Here is a 20,172-nt window from a genome sequence, read left to right as displayed (position 1 = left end):
TCCAAGCCTTCTTTCACAACGTTTCGATTGCCGTGGAACATCGTAGCCGACGGCGCGGTCGTTGTCCTGCAGATGGGCGGGTTCGTTATAGGGTGTTCGGCGTGCACTCCAACCTGCTGGCCGCCCTCTTCACTTTCGCCTCCGCGCTGACGATCGCGTGGGGCACCGTGGTGCGCCACCGTATCGCGGAGGAAGCACCCGACGACGGGCACCAAGCTTTCCTCGCCGCCATCCGCCGCCCCCTGTGGTGGGCGGGCACCTCAACGGCGCTGGTCGCCTACGGTTTGCAGATGATCGCCCTCGGGTTCGGCACCCTGCTGGTGGTGCAGCCGATCCTCGTGCTCAAGCTGATGCTCACCCTGCCGATGAGCGCCAAGTGGGACGGCCGGAAGATCTCCACCCTGGAGATGACGTGGGCGGGGGTGCTCACCGTCGCCGTCGGCGTGTTGGTGATGCTCGGCAAGCCGGCCCCCGGCATGGCGCAGCCGCCCCTGGCCCGCTGGATTCCCTCCCTCGCCGTCGGCGTCGTCGTGCTCGTGGCGTTGCTCAAGTTCGCCAGCCACCAGATTCCCCGGGAGAAGTCCCTCTACTTGGGTATCGCCACGGGCGTGCTCATGGGCTATGTGGCTGTCCTGTCGAAGGCGACGGTGGATGTGTTTGTGCACCAGGGCTGGATGGGTTTGGTGACGAACTGGGAGCCGGTCACACTCGCGGCGAGTGCGATCCTCGGCACCGTCATCCAGCAGTACGCCTTCAATGCGGGGGCGTTGCGTAACTGCCTGCCGGCGATGACGATCGGTGAGCCGATCACGGCATTCGCGCTGGGCTATGTGGTGTTGGGCGAGAAGTTCCAGGTGCAGGGCCCCGCCTGGTTCGCGATGGGCGCAGCCCTGGTGGCGATGATCGTCGCGACGGTGGTGCTGTCCCGCAAGGGCGTCGGGTAGTCCCCGCCCGCGCAGCACACAGCGCCCGCACGCGCCGGCACCGGGTCACTCCACCGTCAGGTCACGCCACCACCGCAAGCCCCCACGCAGTCGACCTCGTGAACGCGTGCCCCTCGCGGAAACCCCCTGCCCCCTCGCGTCAGCCCAGCACCCCTCGATCGTCTCGCTCGTCGAGCTCGATCGTCTAGATTGCCCAGGGGAACACCATGAGGAAGTACGCCGAGATCCACGCCCCACACACGAGGTAGCCACAGGCCACAGCGAGCTGGGTGCGCCCCGTCGCGCGCTGCATGACACCGACCAGCGGCAGCAGCAGCACGTAGGCCGGCAACAGTAGCCGGGGGCGGGAGTGCATGATCCCGTCGGAGAGCAGCACGTTGGCGGCAATGGCGGCGCCGAACAGCCACACCGGCCACGGCAGCCGCCGCCAGGAGGCGATGACGGCGACCACGATGAGGATCATGATGGCTGCGGAAAGGAAGTAGCCGATGTCGGCCTCCGGGTCGGTGGTGACCCGGTGGAGGAAGCGCACAGTCGCCTGCCCGAAGTCGAAGGCGGAGTGCCAGCCGTCTTTCTGGATTCCGAAGTAGCCGCCCGCATCGACCAGCTGCCGGTTGGCGTAGAGCAGGTAGCCGGCCAGCCCCAGTGGTGCGAGGAGGACCCCCAGCCAGCTCGCGAGCGGCGTGGCCGCCCACGCCCGCAGCCGCGCCCCGCGGGTGGTGACGGGCGTCGCGGCGGCGGGGGTGGTGGCGTCGCTGGGGGTGTTCTCCCCTGCCGCGGGCTCCGTCGCACGCATCTCCCGCCCGGCGCGCAGGCGCGGCAGGATGAGCAGCCGGGTTGTGACGACGAGGACGAGCACGGCGATGAGGTCGACGGCGGTGAGCCGTACGAGGCCCGCGACGAGGCAGAGCAGGCCTGCGGCGAAGAATTTGTCCTCCAGGATAAACACCACAGCCCACAGCGCGAGGGCTAGAAACAGTGCCTCCGAGTAGGGCATCGTGAGGGTGACCGCCAGGGGTGCGCCCAGCAGCAGGGTGCCCGCAAGGAACGGGTTGAGGTTGAGCTTGTCCGCCAGGCGCATCATGCCGGCGCAGGCCACCACGGCGAACAGTTGGCTGACCACCACGCCGGCGGCCAGGGTGCTGATGCCAGCGAGGTGGAACACCCGCAGGATGGCGGGGAGTGCGGGGAAGAAGGCGAGTGTGCGTTCCCAGGGTGGGCCGTCGATGACGGGTGAGGTGGGGTCAAAGTAGCCACCTTCGGCGATACCCATGTAGTACTGGGCGTCCCAGCGGGACAGCGCCCAGGTCAGGGAGTGTCCTGTCTGCGTGCCGAGCAGGGCCAGCACGCCGAGGGTGACGGTTGTCGTGGCGGCGGTGAGCAGCGCTGCGGAGAGCCAGAGGCTGCGGGTGGTGAACTCGTGGGCGGGTGCGGGCATGGGGACACTGTAATCGGCGGGGCCGATCCGGGACCCAGCCGGGTGCTACACCCGGGTGGTGCGGCCGGGTCGAGGGTCCTGCCGGGGGCCGGTTCGGAGGTCAGTTCGGGGCCGGCCGGGGGTCGGCGGGGGCACCGCCACCTACCCCCATTTTTGGGAAGGTCATTCCACCAGGTGGACATTGTGGGGTAGACTCTCACCCCATGAACATCCTCCACAGCATGCGACGGCAGCTTCTTCGCCGCGGCGGGACCCCAGCCTAACCACCATTTGCGTGCCGGCCCCGCCGCGGAGGTTCACCACTGTCACGCCGGCCGCACTCACCCGCTTTTCTCGCAGCATATTCAAGGATTGTTTCCACCATGACTTCTCCCGATACGTTCTTTTCCGCCCCGGCCTCCATCACCACCCCTGATGGTCCCCGCGGCGCCCACCAGCCCGCCTGGAACAAGCAGCGCAACTCCCAGATGCCGGTCGACCGCTACCAGCCGTTCTTCACCGAGGTCGAAGAGATCTCCCTGCCGGACCGCACCTGGCCGAACAAGACCATCACCACCGCACCCCAGTGGTGCGCGGTCGACCTGCGCGACGGCAACCAGGCCCTGATCGATCCGATGTCCCCGGAGCGGAAGCGCCGCATGTTCGACCTGCTGGTCGCCATGGGCTACAAGGAAATCGAGGTGGGTTTCCCCTCCGCGTCGCAGACGGACTTCGACTTCGTCCGCCACATCATCGAAGAAAACCGCATCCCTGACGATGTGACCATCCAGGTGCTGGTGCAGGCCCGCGAGCACCTGATCCGCCGCACCTTTGAAGCGTGCGAGGGCGCGAAGAACGTCATCGTGCACTTCTACAATTCGACCTCCATCCTGCAGCGCAAGGTCGTGTTCCGGAAGGACAAGGAGGCGGTGAAGAAGCTGGCGACGGATGCCGCCGAGCTGATCAAGTCCATCGCAAAGGACTACCCGGACACCAACTGGCGGTGGGAGTACTCGCCCGAGTCCTACACGGGCACCGAGCTGGAGTACGCGAAGGAAGTCTGCGACGCCGTCGTGGAGGTCATGGACCCCACCCCCGACAACCCGATCATCATCAACCTGCCGTCCACCGTGGAGATGATCACCCCGAACGTGTACGCCGACTCCATTGAGTGGATGAGCCGCAACCTGAACCGGCGGGACTCCATCATCCTGTCGCTGCACCCCCACAACGACCGGGGCACCGGCGTTGCCGCCGCGGAGCTGGGCTACCTGGCCGGCGCGGACCGTATCGAGGGCTGCCTGTTCGGTAACGGTGAGCGCACCGGCAACGTGTGCCTGGTGACCTTGGGCCTGAATATGCTGACCCAGGGCGTGGACCCCCAGATCGACTTCAGCGACATTGACTACATTCGCCGCACGGTGGAGTACTGCAACCAGCTGCGCGTCCCGGAGCGCCACCCCTACGGCGGCGACCTGGTGTTCACCGCGTTCTCCGGGTCGCACCAGGACGCGGTCAACAAGGGCCTGGACGCCATGGCCGCCAAGATCGAACCCGGAGCCACCCACGCCTCCCTGCCGCCGGCAGCCCTGCGCGGGGAGCAGTGGGAGGTGCCCTACCTGCCGATCGACCCGAAGGACGTGGGCCGCTCCTACGAGGCCGTCATTCGCGTCAACTCCCAGTCCGGCAAGGGCGGTGTCGCCTACATCATGAAGACCGACCACGGTCTGAACCTGCCGCGCCCCATGCAGGTGGAGTTCTCCTCCGTCGTGCAGGCCGTCACCGACGCCGAGGGCGGCGAGGTCGAATCGAAGCAGATGTGGGACATCTTCGCCCTGGAGTACCTGAACCGCACCACCCCCGTGGAGCAGATCTCCATCCGCGTCGACTCCGCCGCCACCGAGGGCGACGCCGCCACCGTCACCGCCACCCTCATCGTCAACGGTGAGGAAAAGCAGGTCACCGGCCGCGGCAATGGCCCCCTGGCGGCCTACGCGAACGCCCTGGAGTCCCTGGGCATCGATGTGGAAATCCAGGAGTACATCCAGCACGCCCGCACCGCCGGCGATGACGCTGAGGCGGCCGCCTACATCCTGGCGGACGTCAACGGCACGAAGTCCTGGGGTGCCGGCATCGCGGGCTCGATCACGTACGCCTCCCTGAAGGCCGTGACGAGCGCCGTCAACCGCGCACTGTCCTAACAACACCAACACAGGCCCAGCCACCACCTGGGCCGCACCAGATGGGCCACACAAGGCCCACACTGCGCACACGCGCAATGCCCACCCGCCGCGCCGCCGGAACACCCCTCCCGGCGGCGCGGCGTCGTGCGTCAGGAGGCAACCCCGGAGCGCGGCGCCACAACGCACGGCGACAGCACCGCCCCAGAAAATATGGCCCCGGTCATTTGTGCGTCGTCCCTTGCGGGACGAGAGGCCTGACCGGGGCTCTATGGGGCCCCACCCTACCGGACGGTGGCGAACTCGCCGCCCCACTCCTCCCCCACGCTGCACACGACATCCTCGTGGCGGGTGAGCGGTAGAGTGGGCAAGTATGAAACGCCCGTTGCCCCTGGTCGTAGCAGTGTTGCTGCTTGCTGGTTGTAGTCAGCCCGCGGAGGATTCCTCGCAGGCACCCTCCTCTGGGGTGCAGGCTGGTGCGATGCACGGCGCTGAGTCGGGTTCTGCTGAGCGTGTGGAGGCGGCGGCATCGTCTGCGGCATCCACTTCTGCTGCCGGCGGCGAGTCCGATGCCGTGGACTGTGCGGCGCGGGAACTGGACAGCCGCCGGGTCAAAGTATTGGCGCCGTCACGGCTGGCTGGCTCCACGGTGGAGGTTGATATCGTCGCCCGCGATACTGACCAGGATGCTGCTGGTGCTGATTCTGCTGGTGGTGCTGGTACTGGAGCTGATGGCACCGAGTGCGCGCCCCTGGGGTGGGCGGTGGTTCGCGCGTCCGTGGAGGGCCGCACCCGGGAGGGGGTGGTGTGGTTCCGGCGTGGGGTGCCGGTCGACGACCCGCACCCGGTGCTGCTGCCCGGGGTGGTGAGCGTGACCCGCAAGGATCCGCACACCGCGGAGGTGGTGTACCTCGTCGAGGGGGCCGACCCGGCGCATCCGACGAACGCCCCCGGGGAGCGTCGCCCCGCACCAGAGGGTTTCGTGGCGGCCCCGGTGACAGTGACAACGGTGTTCGCCCCGGCGCGCTCAGTGACGATTGCGGGCAACGAGCTTCCCGCCCGGGCGAACGCGCAGGCGGTGCAGTTGAGCCTCGAGTAGGCTGAGTGACCGTGTATACAGTGCTGACTTTGCTCACGACGGGCATCCATCCGTCGACCAGCCGCATCGTCGGCGTGGATGCGGTGCAGTTTGATGATGCCGGCACCCAGGTGGCGGAGTTGTTCTCCCCGGTAAACCCGGGGGAGGATATCGGCCCGGTGCATGCGCATAGTTTTCGCGCGGAGGACATGGGTCGCGCGCCCCGGTTTGCGTCCGTGTCGAAAAAGTTGGAGCCCTTGGTGGATGGCTCCACCCTCATTGTGCACAACGGCCCCCGCACGTGGGGTTTTCTCTGCACGGAAACGCACCGCGCGGTGGAGGCGGCCCGCCGTCAGCGCCGCCGGAAGAAGCCGGGGGTGCGCCGGCTCAAGCCGGAGACCATCGTGGACACGTTGGCGTCCTTGCGGCGCCAGGGGGTGTATTTGTCGGATACCCGGGTGGCGGGCTGTGCCCGGACTCTCGGATTGGATGTGTCGCCGGTCGCGAGCGTCGCGCGCAGCGAATTGTCCGCCGCGGAGCGTGCCCGCCGGGACACGCAGTTGGTGTGGTGGCTGTACCAGCGGGAGCTCGGTGGGATTGATCCGGCCCGCCCGGCGGCGGGTGCCGCCTTGGTGCCGGCACCGTCGTGGGTGCCGGTGCCGAAGACTCCGGCCTCGGTGGCAGTACACGGCGGACGGCCGGTGCTGGCGGGACCGGGTGTGTTGTCGGTGCGCCGCCCGGAGGAGTTGGCGCGGGATCGTTTCGGCCTGCAGCGCACGGTGGCCCGAGTGCAGGCGGCCTCCGCCCGCCGCCCGTACGTCAACCCGGGCGTGCTGGAGGATCGGCTGGTGCAGGGCATGGAGGTGGTCATCGCCCCGGAGATCCAGGCCGACCCCAACGACCTCCTGGAGGCCATGGCCGGCACCGGGCTGGCCTACTCGGAGAAACTCTCCCGGGCGACCTCGGTGGTGGTGTGCAACGAGGACGAGTCGGATCCTTCCCGCCCCCTGCAGGGCAAGGCGATGCACGGCGCCCGCAAGGGCATCCCGCGGGTCAGTGATGTGGAGTTTCTGCGCCTGGTGCGTGACGTCGCCCCCGGGGTGGCGGCACCGCCCACTACACTCTAAGGAATGTTCACTTTTGCTCAGGCCCGCTACCAGCTGGCGGTGGCGGCGGCCCGCGTGGCTACCTTCGCATCACAGAAAACCGGCCGGGGTGCCGGCGGCATGATTGGCGGCCTGGTGGCCGGCGCGATCGACCCCTCCCTCATGGAGAACCTGGCCGGCGGCCGGCCGGTGACGATCGTGACGGGCACGAACGGCAAGTCCACCACCACCCGCATGGTGGCGGCCGCTGTGAGTGCCGAGTTTTCGGTGTGCACGAACTCCGGCGGCGACAACATGGACGCCGGCATCATCAGTGCGCTGCTCGCCGACCGGGGCGCCTCCCACGTGGTGCTGGAGGTCGATGAGCTGCACGTGCCGAACGCGGCGGAGAAACTCGACGCGAACATGCTGGTGCTGCTCAACCTGAGCCGTGACCAGTTGGACCGGGTGGGCGAAATCAACCTCATTGAGCGGCGCCTGCGCGCCGCCGTGGAGGCCCGCCCCGACATGATGGTCATCGCGAACTGCGACGACGTCATGGTGACCTCCGTGGCATTCGACCACCCGCGGGTGGTGTGGGTGGCCGCCGGCGCGGGCTGGACGGGCGATTCGACGTCCTGCCCCCGCACCGAAAGCCACATCGTCCGCGATGGCGACGACTGGTATGCGACAAAGCCGCTGCCGGACGGCCGGAGTTTCCGCCGCCCCACCCCCGACTGGAGTGTCACGGGCGGGAACCTCGTCCGCCACGCCGATGGGCGCAGCTGGCCGCTGGAGTTGCAGCTGCCGGGCCGGGCGAACATGGGCAACGCCGCCCAGGCCGTCGCCGCCGCCGTGGAGGCCGGGGTGGACGCCGACGTCGCCCTGCGGGAAGTGTCCCAGGTGGATTCGGTGGCGGGCCGCTACTCGACCGTCACCTACCAGGGGCGCGACGTGCACCTGCTGTTGGCGAAGAACCCGGCCGGCTGGCAGGAAGCCCTGTCGATGGTGGATCGCAGCGCCGACGGCCTCGTCATCGCCGTCAACGGGCAGGTCGCCGACGGTGAAGACCTGTCCTGGCTGTGGGATGTCCGCTTCGAAGACTTCGACCGCTTGGCGGTCGTCGCCGCCGGCGAACGCGGCACCGACCTCGCCGTCCGGCTCACCTACGCCGACATTGACCACACCCTGGTACACGACACCCTCGCCGCGATTGCGGCCTGCCCGCCCGGGCGGGTGGAAGTGTTGGCGAACTACACCGCCTTCCGCGACCTGAAGAAGGCACTGGCGGCAGCGACGAAGGAGAAGCAGAAGTGATCCGCATCGGTTTGGTGCTCCCCGACGTGCTGGGCACGTACGGCGACGATGGCAATGCCCTCGTCCTGCGGCAGCGGGCCCGCTGGCGGGGGATCGACGCCGAGATTGTCCGCATCACCTACGGGCAACCCATCCCGGACGATTTGGACGTCTACACCCTGGGCGGCGGTGAGGACACCGCCCAGATCCTCGCGGCCAGCCACCTCCGCGCCGACGGTGGCCTGCAGCGCGCCGCCGCGGCCGGCCGCCCCATCCTGGCGATCTGTGCCGGCCTGCAGGTCCTCGGCCACACCTTCCGCGCCGGCGGCCGCACCATTGACGGCCTGGGGTTGCTCGACGCCACCACCGGCGGGCTGTCCCGCCGCGCCATCGGCGAAGTCGCCACCACCCCGGTGGTGGCCGAGGATTGGGCGGGCGCACTCACCGAGCCGCTGACGGGGTTCGAAAACCACATGGGCTCCACGATCCTCGGGCCGGACGCCCGGCCCCTCGGGACGGTGACCCGCGGCGTTGGCAACAACGAGGAGACCACCGGGGAGGGCGCCGTGCAGGGCAGCATCATCGCCACCTACATGCACGGCCCGGTGCTGGCCCGCAACCCGCAGCTCGCGGACCTGCTCCTGGAGAAAGCCACGGGCACCCCCCTGGATCCGCTGCCCCTGGAGGAAGTCGAGCTCCTCCGCCGCGAACGCCTCCGCGGCTAAGCAGCACCAGAATTTCCCTGCCGGATCTGCCTGATCTGCCTGATCTTTCTCCTCCCCCGCCACCGTCGCCTGCCGCGTCGGTGGCGGTGGTCTTTTCCGGGGGCGGGCAAGCCCGGGCGCCTGCGCGCACCCGCCGGGTGCCGGTAGTTTGGGGGCACTGTCTGCCCCCTGACTTGGCTGCCGAGGAGGTGTTGCCCCATGAGCGCTGCGCGACGCGCGCACCCCACCACGCGCACGGTGGCCCGGCTGGGCTGCAGCCAGCTGCTCGCAAACACTGGTGACGCGCTGGTGCGTTCCACGATCAGCCTGTGGGTGGTGGCCCACACGACGGGGGCGGCCTCACAGTTGGCGACGATCCTGTCGGCGGGTGCTGTCACCACCCTCATCGCGGGCGTCTTCGCCGGCGCGGCCATTGACCGTTCGTCCCCGGTGCGTGCCCTGCAGGTGGCGTACCTCGGCCGGGCTGTGGCCTGCGGCGGCCTGCTGTGGGTCCTCACCCACCCCCAGGACTCGGCCGGCGGCACCCTGTGGCCCGTGGTAGCGCTGACGGTCGTGCTGGCAGTGTGTGATGCGGTCGATGTGCCGGCGGCGAGTAGCTGCACCGCGGCTGCAACCCGGGGGTTGCGGCGGGTGCGCTGGTTGGGGTGGCTGCAAACCACCGCCCTGATCGGCGGCATGATTGGGCCCGCCGTGGCGGGTGTGGGCGCGGCCCGCGGCCGGTGGGCGGCAGTCCTTGTCGGCTGTGGTGCCTGCTTCCTCGCGGCGAGTGTGTGCCTGCCGCGCATTGTGGTGGCGCACCACACCCGCAGCGCCTCCTGGTGGGCGCAGTGGCGCGACGGGGTGCGGCTGGTGGCGGCGGTGCCCGCCTACCGGGCGCTGCTGCCCTTCGGTCTCGGGGAGGCCCTGAGCGCCAGCGGCGTGGCGGTGGTGTGGGTGCTGTTCATCACCGACCGCTTCGGGGCCGCGTGGTTCGGGCTGCTCGGGCTGGTGCTCATGGGCGGCTACGCCGCAGGCCTGCTGCTCGCCCCGCGGGCGGGCGCATGGGTGTCTTTTGCCCCGCTGGTGGGGGCGACGAACCTGGTGGTGGCGGTGTGCCTCGCGGCCAGTGCCCTATGGCCCCAGCTGCCCCTGCTGGTGGTGGCCACAGCACTCCGCGGCATGGCGCAGGGGGCACTCTCCCCGAACTTTCAGGCCCTGTTCCTCGCCGCCGTCCCCGGCGACCGCGTCGCCCAAGCGATGGGCCTATTCAGCGCCGTCGTCGGCGCCGTGGGCGCCGCCAGCTACCACGGGTGGGCCAGCATCACGGACGCCACCAGCACCCAGGCGGCACTCGTGGGGGTGGCGGCCCTGCACCTGGCCATGGGGGTAGGGGCGCGGGCACTGCGGCGCGCTACAGCGTCAGCCGGCCCGCCAACGCCCGCGACAGGGTGAGCTCATCAACGAACTCCAAGTCCCCACCCAGCGGCATCCCCGACGCCAGGCGGGAGACCGTCAACCCGGGGAAGTCCTTGAGCAGGCGCGACAGGTAGGAGGCGGTAGCCTCCCCTTCCGTGTTCGGATCCGTCGCGAGGATCACCTCGGTGATCTCCGGGGCGGTATCGAACAGCGGCTCCTCGGCGGTGGAGTCCGCCAGCTCCCTGTCGGGCAGCACCCCACCGATGCGCTGCAGGAGGGTGGCGATCGTCAAGTTCTTCGGCCCCACCCCATTCAGCGGGTCCAGCGCCCCACCGAGGACGTGGTAGCGGCCGTTGTACTCGCCGGTGCGCTCAATGACCTGGATGTCTTTCGGTTCCTCCACCACACAGATCGTCGCCCGATCGCGCCCCCCATCGGCACAGATGCGGCACACCGCATCCCGGGAGATGTTGCAGCAAATACGGCAGAACGCCACCCCGCCCTTCACCGCCCCCAGGGCGGCCATGAGACGCTCAATGTCATCATCCTCCACCTGCAGCAGGTGGAAAGCGATCCGCTGGGCCGACTTCGGCCCCACGCCCGGCAGGCGGGAAAACTCATCAATGAGGTCCTGAACAGGCCCTTCGAACACAACACTCTCCCTCACACAACACACGCAGCCCCACTTGTGGCGCGGCCGCGCCCAACACACCCACACCCCAAACAAGCACACGCCACCGCAGCCCACGCCCGCGCGTCCCCGGCAGTCTCCTCGCCATGGAGGGGTGTGGGGCGGGCGGGGCGGAAAAAATGCCGCCCCCGGTGTCGGACCCGGGGACGGCACCGGCAGGCAACCCTGCTGGAGGTGGCTGCTAGAACAGCTGACCCAGCGGGTCGTTCAGGCCAGCGGACAGCGGGCCCATGGTGGACTCGGCGAACTCGCCGATCTTCTTGTGGGCGTCAGCAAACGCGCCCATGATGAGGTCCTGCAGGGTCTCCACGTCGGAGGGATCCACGGCCTGCGGATCGATCTCCACGTTGGTCACGGAACCGTTGCCCTGCATGGTGACCTTGACGAGACCGTTGCCGGCCTCACCCACCATGGAGGCAGCGAGGATCGCGGCCTGAGCTTCCTGGAACTTGGCCTGCATCTCCTGCGCCTGGGCCAGAATCTGGTTCATATCGGGCTGAGTCATAGTCTCTACTGCCTCTTCGATCGCGGCACCATCTGCCGGGTGCCTTCTACCTTGATTGTCGTCAATGACGTCGCGCGCGTGAGAAACACGCTCGCCGCGCGGTGCGCGCATGCCCATCCACTGTAGCGGTTCTCGGGCAGGCGCGCCCGTTAAATGGGGCGGGCCCCCAGGTGCTCGGCGAGGAGATCCATCGCGACGGTGGTGGCGTCCCGGTGGTCGGCGCTGCCGCGCTCCGCGCGGGCGGCGGCGAGCATTTCCTCTTCCTCCTCTTCCCGGGTGCGCGGCGCGGGCTGCTCGTGCACGACGGGCGGGCCGGCTTTCGCGGCGGCCGCCATGGCGCGCCCCATGCCGTCCGGCTGCCGGGCCGGCTGGGGCTCCATCTGCACGGGCGCGGGGGCCGCGTCCTCCGGCGGGGGCGGGGGCGCGTCGTAGTCGGGCAGGTCGGGTTCCGGCGGCAGCGGCACCCCGTCGGAGAATTCGGGCCGTTCCGCGAGTGCTTTACGCCCGCGGGCGGCCGCGATTTCCCAGCGGGCCAAGGGCCGCCCATCGGGCGCGGTCGTCGGCACATCCGACTCGCCACCACCCGCAGCACCAGAGGACTGGACCGCAGCCGCACTCGCCACAGCAGGCGCCGCAGTGGCCGCAGGTGCCGCGGTGGCAGCAGAGTCCTGCGCCGCAGCTGTGGCACTAGCCTCGGCGGGGCCGGGCTGTCCGCCGCCCAGGGGGCGCGGGGCACCCCACCCGGAGGACGTGGAGGACGCGGAGGATTCCGTCGCAGCACCAGGCGAGGCGTTGGTGGGCTGCTGCGCATCATCGGCCAGGGGAGCCGCCCCCAGGGGGCGGGGCTCCGCCCACCCGGAGGTCGCGGGCGCAGCCTCAGGCTGTGCGTCCTGAGCGTCCTGCGGGTCAGCCGGCGCAGGCGCCGGTGCCTGCACAGGCTGCTGCGGCTGCTCCGGCGTCGCCGGGGTGGGCAGGTCCTGCGTGGGTTGCTGCGGCACGTGCGCTGCCGGGGCAGCCGGTTGCAGGACCTCCACGGCGGGGCCGGGGGTAGGCGCAGCCTCAGTGGCAGACTCCCCACCAAGGGGTTCCAGCACTTCGACGGCGGGTTCGTCCTCCGCGGCAGCGTCACCGCTGGGGGCCGACTCCTCGGAAAGCGTCTCCATCTGATGTGCCACTGTGGGGTCAGGCGTCGGCGGCACCTCGTGCGCCTGGGCCTGCTCTGGTACCTGTGTCACCACAGAGGTATCGGCAGCGGTATCTGCAGCGGGACCAGGGTCAGCAGCACTGCCCAGCGGCTGCAGCACTTCCACAGCAGGATCATCCGCACCGGCGTCGACGACCGTGTCCGCAGGGCCATCGGCGGCGGCGACGGCAGGCGCCTGGACAGGCGCGGTCTCCTCCTGGGCGCCTGCCTGCTCCACTGGCTCCACTGGTTCCACTGGCTGCTGTACCAGCGCATCCGATACAGCGGGGGCATCGGTGCCGGCGACCTCCACCGGGGTGCGCATGGCGTGCACGAAGCCCGGCACTGCTTGCGCTTCATCCGTCGTGAAGGCCGCCGCACCCGGGGGAATACTGTGGGTCTCGACGGCGCCTGCCACGACATCGTGCGGGGCGGGCTGCTCCGGGGCGGGGTCCACAGCAACACCCGACTCGGCGTCGGGCTGCACGGCAGGCTCGGGGGCAGGCTCGGCGGCGGGATTCACCTGGACCGCAGCCGGCGCGGGCGCAACCGCGGGTGCGAGTGCCTCCGCGTGCGCGTCCGGCCCGGACACCACCGCAGAGTCGCCTGCTGCTGCGGGGTCGACTACTGCTGCAGGATCCTGGGTAGATTCCTGCACCGCTGCAGCATCCACGCCAGCGGAGGGGACCCCACGAACACACCCATCTGCGGATGCTTCACTGTCGTTGTGGGCGGGCTGGCTGGTGGCGGGGGTGCCGGTGCCAGCGTCACCGGAGGCATGCTCGGTCACCACCGGCGGCTGGGCGGCCACGGGGGGCACATCAGCGACAGCGTCATCTCCCCCCTGGGCGGTGGGGACTGCGGCGGGGGTCTCCGGCTGGGAGGAGGTAGCGGGATTCGCGGCCGGTGCGAACCCCGCTTTCTTAGGGTTTAGGCCCACCTCGCAATGCACCCCAAGGGGCTGCCCGAAGGGTTGCCCACAGACTTGGGCGAACACCTCCACCAGGGTGGCGTGATTGTTATCCGCGTTGAGGCGGGCAGCCAACGCACCTGTGTTGTGCCCCAGCACAACGACGTTGTCGCGCACGCCAAGAACACGTGCTTCGGTGAGCATGACTCCTGCCACGGGGTTCTTCTTGGAGACCATGCGGCGGATTTCGGCCCATCGGCCCCGGATCATGGCAGCGAGTTCCTCAGGCGTCGTCGCCCCTGCGGACGGCGCCTCCTGCTGCTGCGCTGCTGGCTGCGGCTGCGCAGCCGGCGGCGTGGTGGGAGCAGCCTGGGATTGCTGCGGTGCCGGTTGGCTTGCCTGGGCGGGCTGCGGCGCGGGGGCCGGCTGGTGCACTGCAGCAGGCGCCGGCTGGTCCTGCACTGGCTGCTGAACAGGCTGCTGCACCGGCTGAGCCTGCACCTGCTGGTGGGGAGCCGGTCGTTCGTCCTGCGTCGGCATGGAAGGTACGGCAGGTTCCGCGGCAGGTTCGACGGCGGGTGCCACAGGCTGCTGCCGCGGCTGCGGGGACTGCTGCTGCGGGGGCGTCGGCTGTGCCACCGGGGTGGCGGGCTGTGCGGGCTGCTGTGGGGTCGGGGTAGGTGCAGGCTGGGCCACCGGGGCCGGCTGCTGCACCTGCTGGGCCTGGTGTGCTTCGCGCGCTGCTTTTTCTGCAGCCTCCCGGGCAGCCCGCTGGCTGGGGCGCTCGTAGGCGCCCGGCTTCAGCTGGGTCGGCGCGGGCTGCGGCGCTGCCACCGCCGCCAGCGCGGCGGCAGGCTGCTGCGGGAGCAGCATCTTGGCCGCGAGGATTTCCAGCAGCAGGCGGGGACTCGTCGCACCCCGCATGTCGGCCAGGCCCTCATTCACGAGCGTCGCCAGGCGCGCGAGGTGGCCCGGCGGGAACGCCTCGGCCTGGCTGCTGAGCACCGCCTGATAGTCGACGGGCACATCGATGAGCCCCTGCTCAAACGCGGTGGGTACCGTCTGCAGGATCATGAGGTCCCGCAAGCGGTCCAACAGGTCGCTAGTGAAGCGGCGGGGGTCGTGACCGGCCTCAATGACACCGTTGATGGTGGTGTACAGGCCGGCGGCGTCGCCGCCCGCCAGGGCATTGATCGCCCCATCAATGAGGGTGGAGTCCGTGACCCCGAGCAGCGGCACCGCCATGTCGTAGGTCAACCCGTCGGGCCCCGCGCCGGCGAGGAGTTGGTCCATGATCGACAAGGAGTCACGCGGCGACCCGCCGCCCGCCCGGATCACGAGCGGGTACACCGAATCCTCCACCGGGATGCCCTCCGCGGCGGTGGTGCGCTCCAGGAGGCCACGCATGTCCGTCGGGGTGAGCAGCCGGAAAGGATAGTGGTGGGTACGGGACCGGATCGTGCCGATCACTTTTTCCGGCTCGGTCGTCGCGAAGATAAAGATGAGGTGCTCCGGGGGCTCCTCCACAATCTTCAGCAGCGCGTTCGAGCCCGCATTCGTAATCATGTGGGCCTCATCGATGATGAACACCCGGTAACGGGACTCCGCCGGCGCGTAGAACGCCCGGTCCCTCAGCTCACGCATATCCTCCACACCATTGTGGGAGGCCGCATCAAGCTCAGTGACATCCAGATTGCCGGGGCCACCCGGCGCGAGCGACACACAGGAAGGGCACTCGCCGCAGGGGGTGCTCGTCGGCCCGTGCACACAATTCAACGACCGCGCCATGATGCGGGCCGAGGAGGTTTTTCCGCAGCCCCGGGGCCCGGAGAACAAGTACGCGTGATTAATCCGCCCACTGTCGAGCGCAGTCGACAGCGGCTTCGTCACATGATCCTGGCCGACGACGTCGGCGAACGTTGCGGGACGGTACTTGCGATAGAGAGCCACACTGGAACTCTACCGACAGCGGCGGGACTTTTGTTCACCGCAGGTCAGCGCCCAGGGGTTCCACCCCCACCACCACAGCATGTGCCATGTCACAATGAGGTCTATTGATGAGCTAGGTCTCTGCCGATAGCATGACGGAAAGAAGCAATGTCAATCTCAGCGGCCGCTCCGCGCGGGGCGATCCCAACCGCCAGCCTCGTTTCCTCCCCCCAGGAGTCCCCACTATGAAGCGACACCTCACGATCGCTGCCAGCGCCATCGACATCGGCGCTCTGTGCGCCCCGTCAGCACACGCACTGTCCTCGGATGGGCCGCGCACCCTTGCCTCGTGGGCAGTGAGCCAGACGATGTTCGGCACTGACGACGAGTTGACCCAATCCGGATGCAAGCAGCTGGGCGGCAGCTCTGTTCCCACGTGCAACAACCAGCTCATTGACCAGGGCGTTGCCCTGTCAGTTACTCTTTTCGCCGGCCAATGGGTGCCTTTCATCTACGGCCTCATTGGTTCCACTGTTGGAGGTTACGAATGATCCGCCGCATCACCACCGCCGCAGCCGCAGCAGCCTGCCTACTCACGGCCGGGGCAACCACCCCCGCCCTGGCGCTGAGCTCCGACAGCCTCAGCAGCGGCAGCTCCACCCCCACCGAGACCACCATGCCCCGGGCCCGCGCCGTCGAAGTGCTCACGTTCGGCGAAGTCACCGCCGCCCAGGCTGAGGAGTGCATTAACTTCTACGATCAGGGCAAGGTGGCCTACACGCCCGACCCGTGGCGCTGCCCGCATGGGGAGATCACCGCCGCGGACGTCGATGAGGCCCTGGCAGCCGCCCACTACGACCCGTCAATCCTGGTCACCGCCTACTCGCACTCCCGCGAGAGCAAAGGCGCGTTCTTCCTTAAGTGGGACAATAGTGAGTCGCGCTGGGCGGGGTATGTTCTCCGCGCGCTGGTGAGCTAACTCCTCGGCGCCCCTCGTTGCCGTCAGCGACGGCGAGATACTCCAGCAGCCGCGCCCCGGAAGGATGATGCATGTCCTTTCCGGGGCGCGGCGCTTGTGTGCGTGCCGGGAGGTGTGGCCGAGGGATGGCGTGGTTACGCGATGGTGCTCGGCGGCTGGTGGTCGGGCATCTCCCGCAGCAGGTACGTGTCCATGATCCAGCCATGCTCCTGCCGAAGGCGGGCCTTGAGTGCCGCAACATCGGTGCCAATGTCGGTCACCCACCCGGCGCGCAACACTTCGTTGTCGGTGCCCAGGTACGCACCCCAGTACATGTAGGTGTCGACGGTGGCGACGTCCATCCAGGCGGCACCGCCGTCGAGCATGACCACACAGTTACGCCGGTCGGCGGGGCGGGTGTGCGGCAGGTTGCGGCCGGTGGTGATGTGGATGGCTTCCCCCACCCGGTTGATGAGGATGTTGTGGGCTGCGGTGAGTGCCTGCACTGCGGTCACGCCGGGGATGGTGTGGACCTCGCAGTCCAAGCCGCAGTCGCGTTGCATGCGCTCAATGATGCGCAGCGTGGAGTCGTAGAGGCTCGGGTCGCCCCAGACGAGGAAGGCGGCGGTGCCGCCGGTGGCGTGGGCGCGGAGGGTGTCCGCGAGGGCTTCTGCCCGGGCGGCGTGCCAGCGGGCGACTTCGCTGCGGTAGTCGGCGGGGTTGCGGTCGCGTTCGGGGTCGGCGACGGCGATGAGGGGGGTGCCGGGGGCGTGGGTGTCGATGAGGAGCTGGCGGGCGGCCAGCAGGTCGTGCTTCGCGTCCCCCTTGTCGAGGGCGACGACGACGTCACTGGCCTGGAGGGCGTCGATGGCTTCCAAGGTGATGTGGCGGGGGCTGCCCGCACCCATACCGATGACGTTGATGCGCATCAAGGCTCTCCTCATGCGTTGGGGGAGTGGGACTCCCGGTGGACATCATTCAGGTCTGTGCCGCGCGCGAGGAGTTCTTCCTGAAGGGCGTCCATGCCGCGCGTGGAAAGAATCTCGCGTTCCTCCCCGGTGAGGAGCAGCAGCTGCACAAGCAGCGTCACGAGCCCGGGCTGGCCGTCCGCACGGCCGAGTTCTGCGGCTTCTTGCACAATGCGCGGCGCGCCCTGTTCCCACAGATAGGGCATGATGAACAGCCCGTGGAGGCCGTCAGCCAGGTCGTCGTAGACGACGCCCGGCTGGGGCATCTCCTCCCGGGGGGTGGCGAGTGCGGCGCACACCGCGTCGAGAACATCGGCACCGCTGGTGTGGGCGACGGTGATGATTTCGACGGCGCAGTCGAATTCGCGCTCCGGATCCCCCTCCAGCCCCAGCGCTGCGGCGGTGGTGCGCATCCCGGTACCACCGCGGGAATAGTTGCAGGTGGCGTACGCGAGCTGCGCGCCTAAGTTGTGGACCCGGCACGTCAGGTCACCGTAGGTGCGGTACACCGCGCCCGGCAGCCCGTCCTCGGAGTCGGGGGCGGGCAGCAGCAGGTCAAGCCAGTGGCTGGTTTCTGCGATGTTCACGCGAGACTTCACACCTTTTCTTGTTCTTCTCCCCTGCGGCCAGGCGCACCCTGCGCAGGTGACGCGCCCGCGCAGCGCGGGCGGTCGCACCGCCCGCACCTGCACGTGTCTCCTGCCAGCGGTGCCCTGCAGGGGTGGGTGGGCGCCGTGCCGGGGTTACGCCGTGGCGAGGTCCTTCTCCGCGGCGGCGAGCAGCACGCAGGTGCACACACCATCCATGGCGACCTCCAGCTCCTCAATCGGCGGCAGGGAGGGCGCCAGGCGCAGGTTCCGGTCCTCCGGGTCCTGCATGAGCGGGAACGTGGAGCCGGCGGCGGTGAGCACAATGCCCGCCTCCTTCGCGAGTTCCACCACGCGGCGGGCCGTGCCCGGCACCACGTCGAGGGAAATGAAGTAGCCACCCTTCGGCGTCGTCCAGGTCGCCACATCCTCCCCACCGAGGCGGGCATCGAGGATCTCCAGCACGCGGCTGAACTTCGGGGCCAACGACGCCGCATGCTTGCGCATGTGGGCGCGCACACCGTCGGCGTCGCCGAAGAACTTCGCGTGCGCCAACTGGTTGACCTTGTTCGGCCCGATGCCACGGACGTTAGCGTGGGAGGCGTACCACTCCAGGTTGGAGGCCGAGGACGCAAAGATCGCGACACCGGCACCGGCGAACGTGATCTTCGACGTCGAGGTGAACACCCAGAAACGGTTCGGGTGGCCGGCCGCAGCCGCCATGCCGATCACGTCGTGGATGACGGGGAACTCGTCGGTGAGGGTGTGGACGGCGTAGGCGTTATCCCACAGCATCCGGAAGTCCGGGGCGGCGGTCTCCATCTCCGCGAGCTCGCGGCACACCTTCTCCGAGTAGGTGACACCCGTCGGGTTGCCGAACACCGGCACGTTCCACATGCCCTTGACCGCCGGGTCCTTCACCAGCTCGCGCACCACATCCATGTCCGGGCCGTCGGCGAGCATCGGCACCGGAATCATCTCGAAACCGAAGTGCTCAGTGATCGTGTGGTGGCGGTCGTAGCCGGGCACCGGGCACAGCCACTTGAGGTTCTCCTCCACCGCCCACGGGCGCGGCGAATCCTGGGTGCCGAAGATGTAGGCGAAGCTGATGCAGTCAAACTCAATGTTCAACGACGAGGAGTCCCCGGCGTACACCAGCGCCTCATCCACCCCCAGCAAGTCGGCGTAGATCGCGCGAATGTCGCGGATGCCGCTCAGCCCACCATAGTTGCGGGTATCCACCCCATCGGCGGTAAGGAACTCCCCACCCGGCAGGGACAACAGTTCGTTCGACAGGTCCAGCTGCGCGGAACTCGGCTTACCGCGAGTCAGGTCGAGCTTCAAGTTCTTGCCCTTGAGCTCGTCGTACTTGGCCTGCAGCTGCTCGAAACGGGCGCGTGCTTCACTCACGGTGGTTTTCCGCCTTACCTGGTCGTCTTTGACGTGTGCTAGGCCCACTCTAGTCCCACCATGGGCAGGCACACCAGGGGTGACGGCAAAAAAATTTCCCCGGGCCACCCACAGCCGCCGGGGATCCCCGCGCCACCCCGCACGAGAACAGTCAAGAAAACAAGGAATAGTGGGACCCCGCGCACCCGTCAGAGCTCGCTGACCCTTGCTGCATTCCTGCCCTGGGGGAGTTCACAAGATAAACGCCGCGCGGGGTCTGGTTGGCAACTATAGCGCACCCACACCGCCGCCACCAGTCCCCGCCACAGTGCTGTCAGCAGCACCCACAAAGAACCCACCACCGGTCGAAGCACCACCAGCTCCCCCACCACCCCGACACCCCACCGTGGGCAGGAAAGAAACCCCGCACGGGCAGGTCGTTTGCATACACCCACACAGTGTGTGTATTCTCGTAGTCCGAACGCAGCCCTGCGCTGTTGTTTGCTTGGAGGATTCGACTAGCGGCCTATGTCGCACGCCTGGAACGCGTGTTGGGAGCAATCCCTCAGGGGTTCAAATCCCCTATCCTCCGCCACTAACAACCCCCGATGGTTCACCATCGGGGGTTGTTTCGTTGCCGCCAAGACGGCAGCCACCGCGGGGTACTAGGCCGTGTTAGGAAAGTCCCCCGGCGTGTCCTAAGACACAAAAAGCAGGTTTCTGTTTACAAGTAGAGGTGTGAAACAAAACCAGAAACAAAAACCTGCAGCAACCACCCTACCGGCATACCGCCGACACGACCTAACAGACCCCCAATGGGAAGCCCTCGAAACCTGCCTACCTGCACCTTCGCACCTAGGCAGGCCCAGAAAACACCCCATACGTGACCTCGTTGACGGCATCTTCTACCGCACCCGCACTGGATGCCCCTG

At 68.6% G+C, this 20,172-nt stretch carries 16 protein-coding genes, 1 tRNA gene, 1 other RNA gene and 1 pseudogene; 11 read left to right on the top strand and 8 right to left on the bottom strand.

Annotated elements, in window-relative coordinates; all coding sequences use genetic code 11:
• The first annotated feature begins 101 nt into the window (after window positions 1–101).
• Window positions 102–944, top strand: coding sequence for a DMT family transporter (locus C1Y63_RS02130; protein ID WP_106014821.1), 843 nt, complete (start codon window positions 102–104; stop codon window positions 942–944).
• Window positions 945–1,128: 184 nt separating this feature from the next.
• On the opposite strand, the gene C1Y63_RS02125 is transcribed toward C1Y63_RS02130, so the two are convergent.
• Complete coding sequence (locus C1Y63_RS02125) at window positions 1,129–2,382, bottom strand: hypothetical protein (RefSeq protein WP_106014820.1); 1,254 nt, start codon at window positions 2,380–2,382, stop codon at window positions 1,129–1,131.
• 362 nt (window positions 2,383–2,744) lie between these two features.
• Between C1Y63_RS02125 and leuA the strand changes: the two genes are divergently transcribed.
• From leuA to C1Y63_RS02095, 6 genes are all read left to right on the top strand, one after another.
• Window positions 2,745–4,562, top strand: a complete 1,818-nt coding sequence (leuA, locus tag C1Y63_RS02120) for a 2-isopropylmalate synthase (protein WP_106014819.1) — start codon at window positions 2,745–2,747, stop codon at window positions 4,560–4,562.
• A 352-nt stretch (window positions 4,563–4,914) separates the two neighbouring features.
• Window positions 4,915–5,640: a hypothetical protein gene (locus C1Y63_RS12640; protein ID WP_158256060.1), complete on the top strand. Its 726-nt coding sequence runs from the start codon at window positions 4,915–4,917 to the stop codon at window positions 5,638–5,640.
• 5 nt (window positions 5,641–5,645) lie between these two features.
• Window positions 5,646–6,746: a DNA polymerase III subunit epsilon gene (locus tag C1Y63_RS02110; RefSeq protein ID WP_106014817.1), complete on the top strand. Its 1,101-nt coding sequence runs from the start codon at window positions 5,646–5,648 to the stop codon at window positions 6,744–6,746.
• A 3-nt stretch (window positions 6,747–6,749) separates the two neighbouring features.
• Window positions 6,750–8,021, top strand: a complete 1,272-nt coding sequence (locus tag C1Y63_RS02105; RefSeq protein WP_106014816.1) for a MurT ligase domain-containing protein — start codon at window positions 6,750–6,752, stop codon at window positions 8,019–8,021.
• Window positions 8,018–8,725: a type 1 glutamine amidotransferase gene (locus C1Y63_RS02100; RefSeq protein WP_106014815.1), complete on the top strand. Its 708-nt coding sequence runs from the start codon at window positions 8,018–8,020 to the stop codon at window positions 8,723–8,725. Before C1Y63_RS02105 ends, C1Y63_RS02100 begins: the two co-directional genes overlap by 4 nt.
• A 198-nt stretch (window positions 8,726–8,923) precedes the next feature.
• A complete protein-coding gene (locus C1Y63_RS02095; RefSeq protein ID WP_106014814.1) occupies window positions 8,924–10,156 on the top strand; it encodes an MFS transporter in 1,233 nt (410 codons plus the stop codon).
• Here C1Y63_RS02095 and C1Y63_RS02090 read toward each other — a convergent pair.
• The 3 genes and pseudogenes from C1Y63_RS02090 to C1Y63_RS12950 form a co-directional block, all read right to left on the bottom strand.
• Complete coding sequence (locus tag C1Y63_RS02090; protein ID WP_106014813.1) at window positions 10,116–10,772, bottom strand: recombination mediator RecR; 657 nt, start codon at window positions 10,770–10,772, stop codon at window positions 10,116–10,118. The two genes, C1Y63_RS02095 and C1Y63_RS02090, sit on opposite strands and share 41 nt — an antisense overlap.
• Window positions 10,773–10,992: 220 nt before the next feature.
• Window positions 10,993–11,316 (bottom strand): YbaB/EbfC family nucleoid-associated protein, encoded by a 324-nt coding sequence (locus C1Y63_RS02085; RefSeq protein ID WP_106014812.1) that lies wholly within the window; start codon window positions 11,314–11,316, stop codon window positions 10,993–10,995.
• 2,198 nt (window positions 11,317–13,514) lie between these two features.
• A pseudogene (locus tag C1Y63_RS12950) lies at window positions 13,515–15,359 on the bottom strand (DNA polymerase III subunit gamma and tau); the annotation flags it as partial.
• Window positions 15,360–15,583: 224 nt separating this feature from the next.
• Here C1Y63_RS12950 and C1Y63_RS02075 point away from each other — a divergent pair.
• On the top strand, window positions 15,584–15,889 hold the full coding sequence (locus C1Y63_RS02075) for a hypothetical protein (protein WP_106014811.1): 306 nt from the start codon (window positions 15,584–15,586) through the stop codon (window positions 15,887–15,889).
• The gene (locus C1Y63_RS02070; protein ID WP_106014810.1) at window positions 15,886–16,317 is read left to right on the top strand and encodes a hypothetical protein; all 432 of its coding nucleotides are present in this window, start codon (window positions 15,886–15,888) and stop codon (window positions 16,315–16,317) included. The genes C1Y63_RS02075 and C1Y63_RS02070 overlap by 4 nt, the downstream gene beginning before the upstream one ends.
• A gap of 134 nt (window positions 16,318–16,451) precedes the next feature.
• Here C1Y63_RS02070 and cobF read toward each other — a convergent pair whose 3' ends face one another.
• The 4 genes from cobF to ffs all read right to left on the bottom strand — a co-directional run bounded on the left by cobF (window position 16,452) and on the right by ffs (window position 19,523).
• The gene (gene cobF / locus C1Y63_RS02065; RefSeq protein WP_106014809.1) at window positions 16,452–17,228 is read right to left on the bottom strand and encodes a precorrin-6A synthase (deacetylating); all 777 of its coding nucleotides are present in this window, start codon (window positions 17,226–17,228) and stop codon (window positions 16,452–16,454) included.
• A gap of 8 nt (window positions 17,229–17,236) precedes the next feature.
• Window positions 17,237–17,851 (bottom strand): hypothetical protein, encoded by a 615-nt coding sequence (locus C1Y63_RS02060; protein ID WP_106014808.1) that lies wholly within the window; start codon window positions 17,849–17,851, stop codon window positions 17,237–17,239.
• A 156-nt stretch (window positions 17,852–18,007) separates the two neighbouring features.
• Window positions 18,008–19,261 carry an aminotransferase class I/II-fold pyridoxal phosphate-dependent enzyme gene (locus C1Y63_RS02055; protein WP_106014807.1) on the bottom strand — a complete coding sequence of 418 codons (1,254 nt, stop codon included), beginning with the start codon at window positions 19,259–19,261 and terminating at the stop codon, window positions 18,008–18,010.
• Between the two features lie 165 nt (window positions 19,262–19,426).
• Window positions 19,427–19,523: signal recognition particle sRNA small type (gene ffs / locus C1Y63_RS02050), an RNA gene on the bottom strand.
• A 224-nt stretch (window positions 19,524–19,747) separates the two neighbouring features.
• On the opposite strand from ffs, the gene C1Y63_RS02045 reads away from it, so the two are divergent.
• Window positions 19,748–19,835, top strand: a tRNA-Ser gene (locus tag C1Y63_RS02045).
• A gap of 143 nt (window positions 19,836–19,978) precedes the next feature.
• Window positions 19,979–20,172 (top strand): transposase (locus tag C1Y63_RS13270; RefSeq protein ID WP_158256059.1); only part of this gene is annotated, 194 nt, incomplete at its 3' end.

This window comes from Corynebacterium sp. 13CS0277, from assembly GCF_002994655.1.
Lineage (GTDB): Bacteria > Actinomycetota > Actinomycetes > Mycobacteriales > Mycobacteriaceae > Corynebacterium.
This window is presented reverse-complemented; position numbering and strand designations above follow the sequence as displayed.

Bases quoted from the DNA above. Each gene is read 5' to 3' on its own strand.
- C1Y63_RS02095 (WP_106014814.1), top strand. From the start codon at position 8,924: ATGAGCGCTGCGCGACGCGCGCACCCCACCACGCGCACGGTGGCCCGG.
- C1Y63_RS02125 (WP_106014820.1), bottom strand. From the start codon at position 2,382: ATGCCCGCACCCGCCCACGAGTTCACCACCCGCAGCCTCTGGCTCTCC.
- C1Y63_RS02075 (WP_106014811.1), top strand. From the start codon at position 15,584: ATGAAGCGACACCTCACGATCGCTGCCAGCGCCATCGACATCGGCGCT.
- C1Y63_RS02105 (WP_106014816.1), top strand. From the start codon at position 6,750: ATGTTCACTTTTGCTCAGGCCCGCTACCAGCTGGCGGTGGCGGCGGCC.
- C1Y63_RS12640 (WP_158256060.1), top strand. From the start codon at position 4,915: ATGAAACGCCCGTTGCCCCTGGTCGTAGCAGTGTTGCTGCTTGCTGGT.
- C1Y63_RS02085 (WP_106014812.1), bottom strand. From the start codon at position 11,316: ATGACTCAGCCCGATATGAACCAGATTCTGGCCCAGGCGCAGGAGATG.
- C1Y63_RS02070 (WP_106014810.1), top strand. From the start codon at position 15,886: ATGATCCGCCGCATCACCACCGCCGCAGCCGCAGCAGCCTGCCTACTC.
- leuA (WP_106014819.1), top strand. From the start codon at position 2,745: ATGACTTCTCCCGATACGTTCTTTTCCGCCCCGGCCTCCATCACCACC.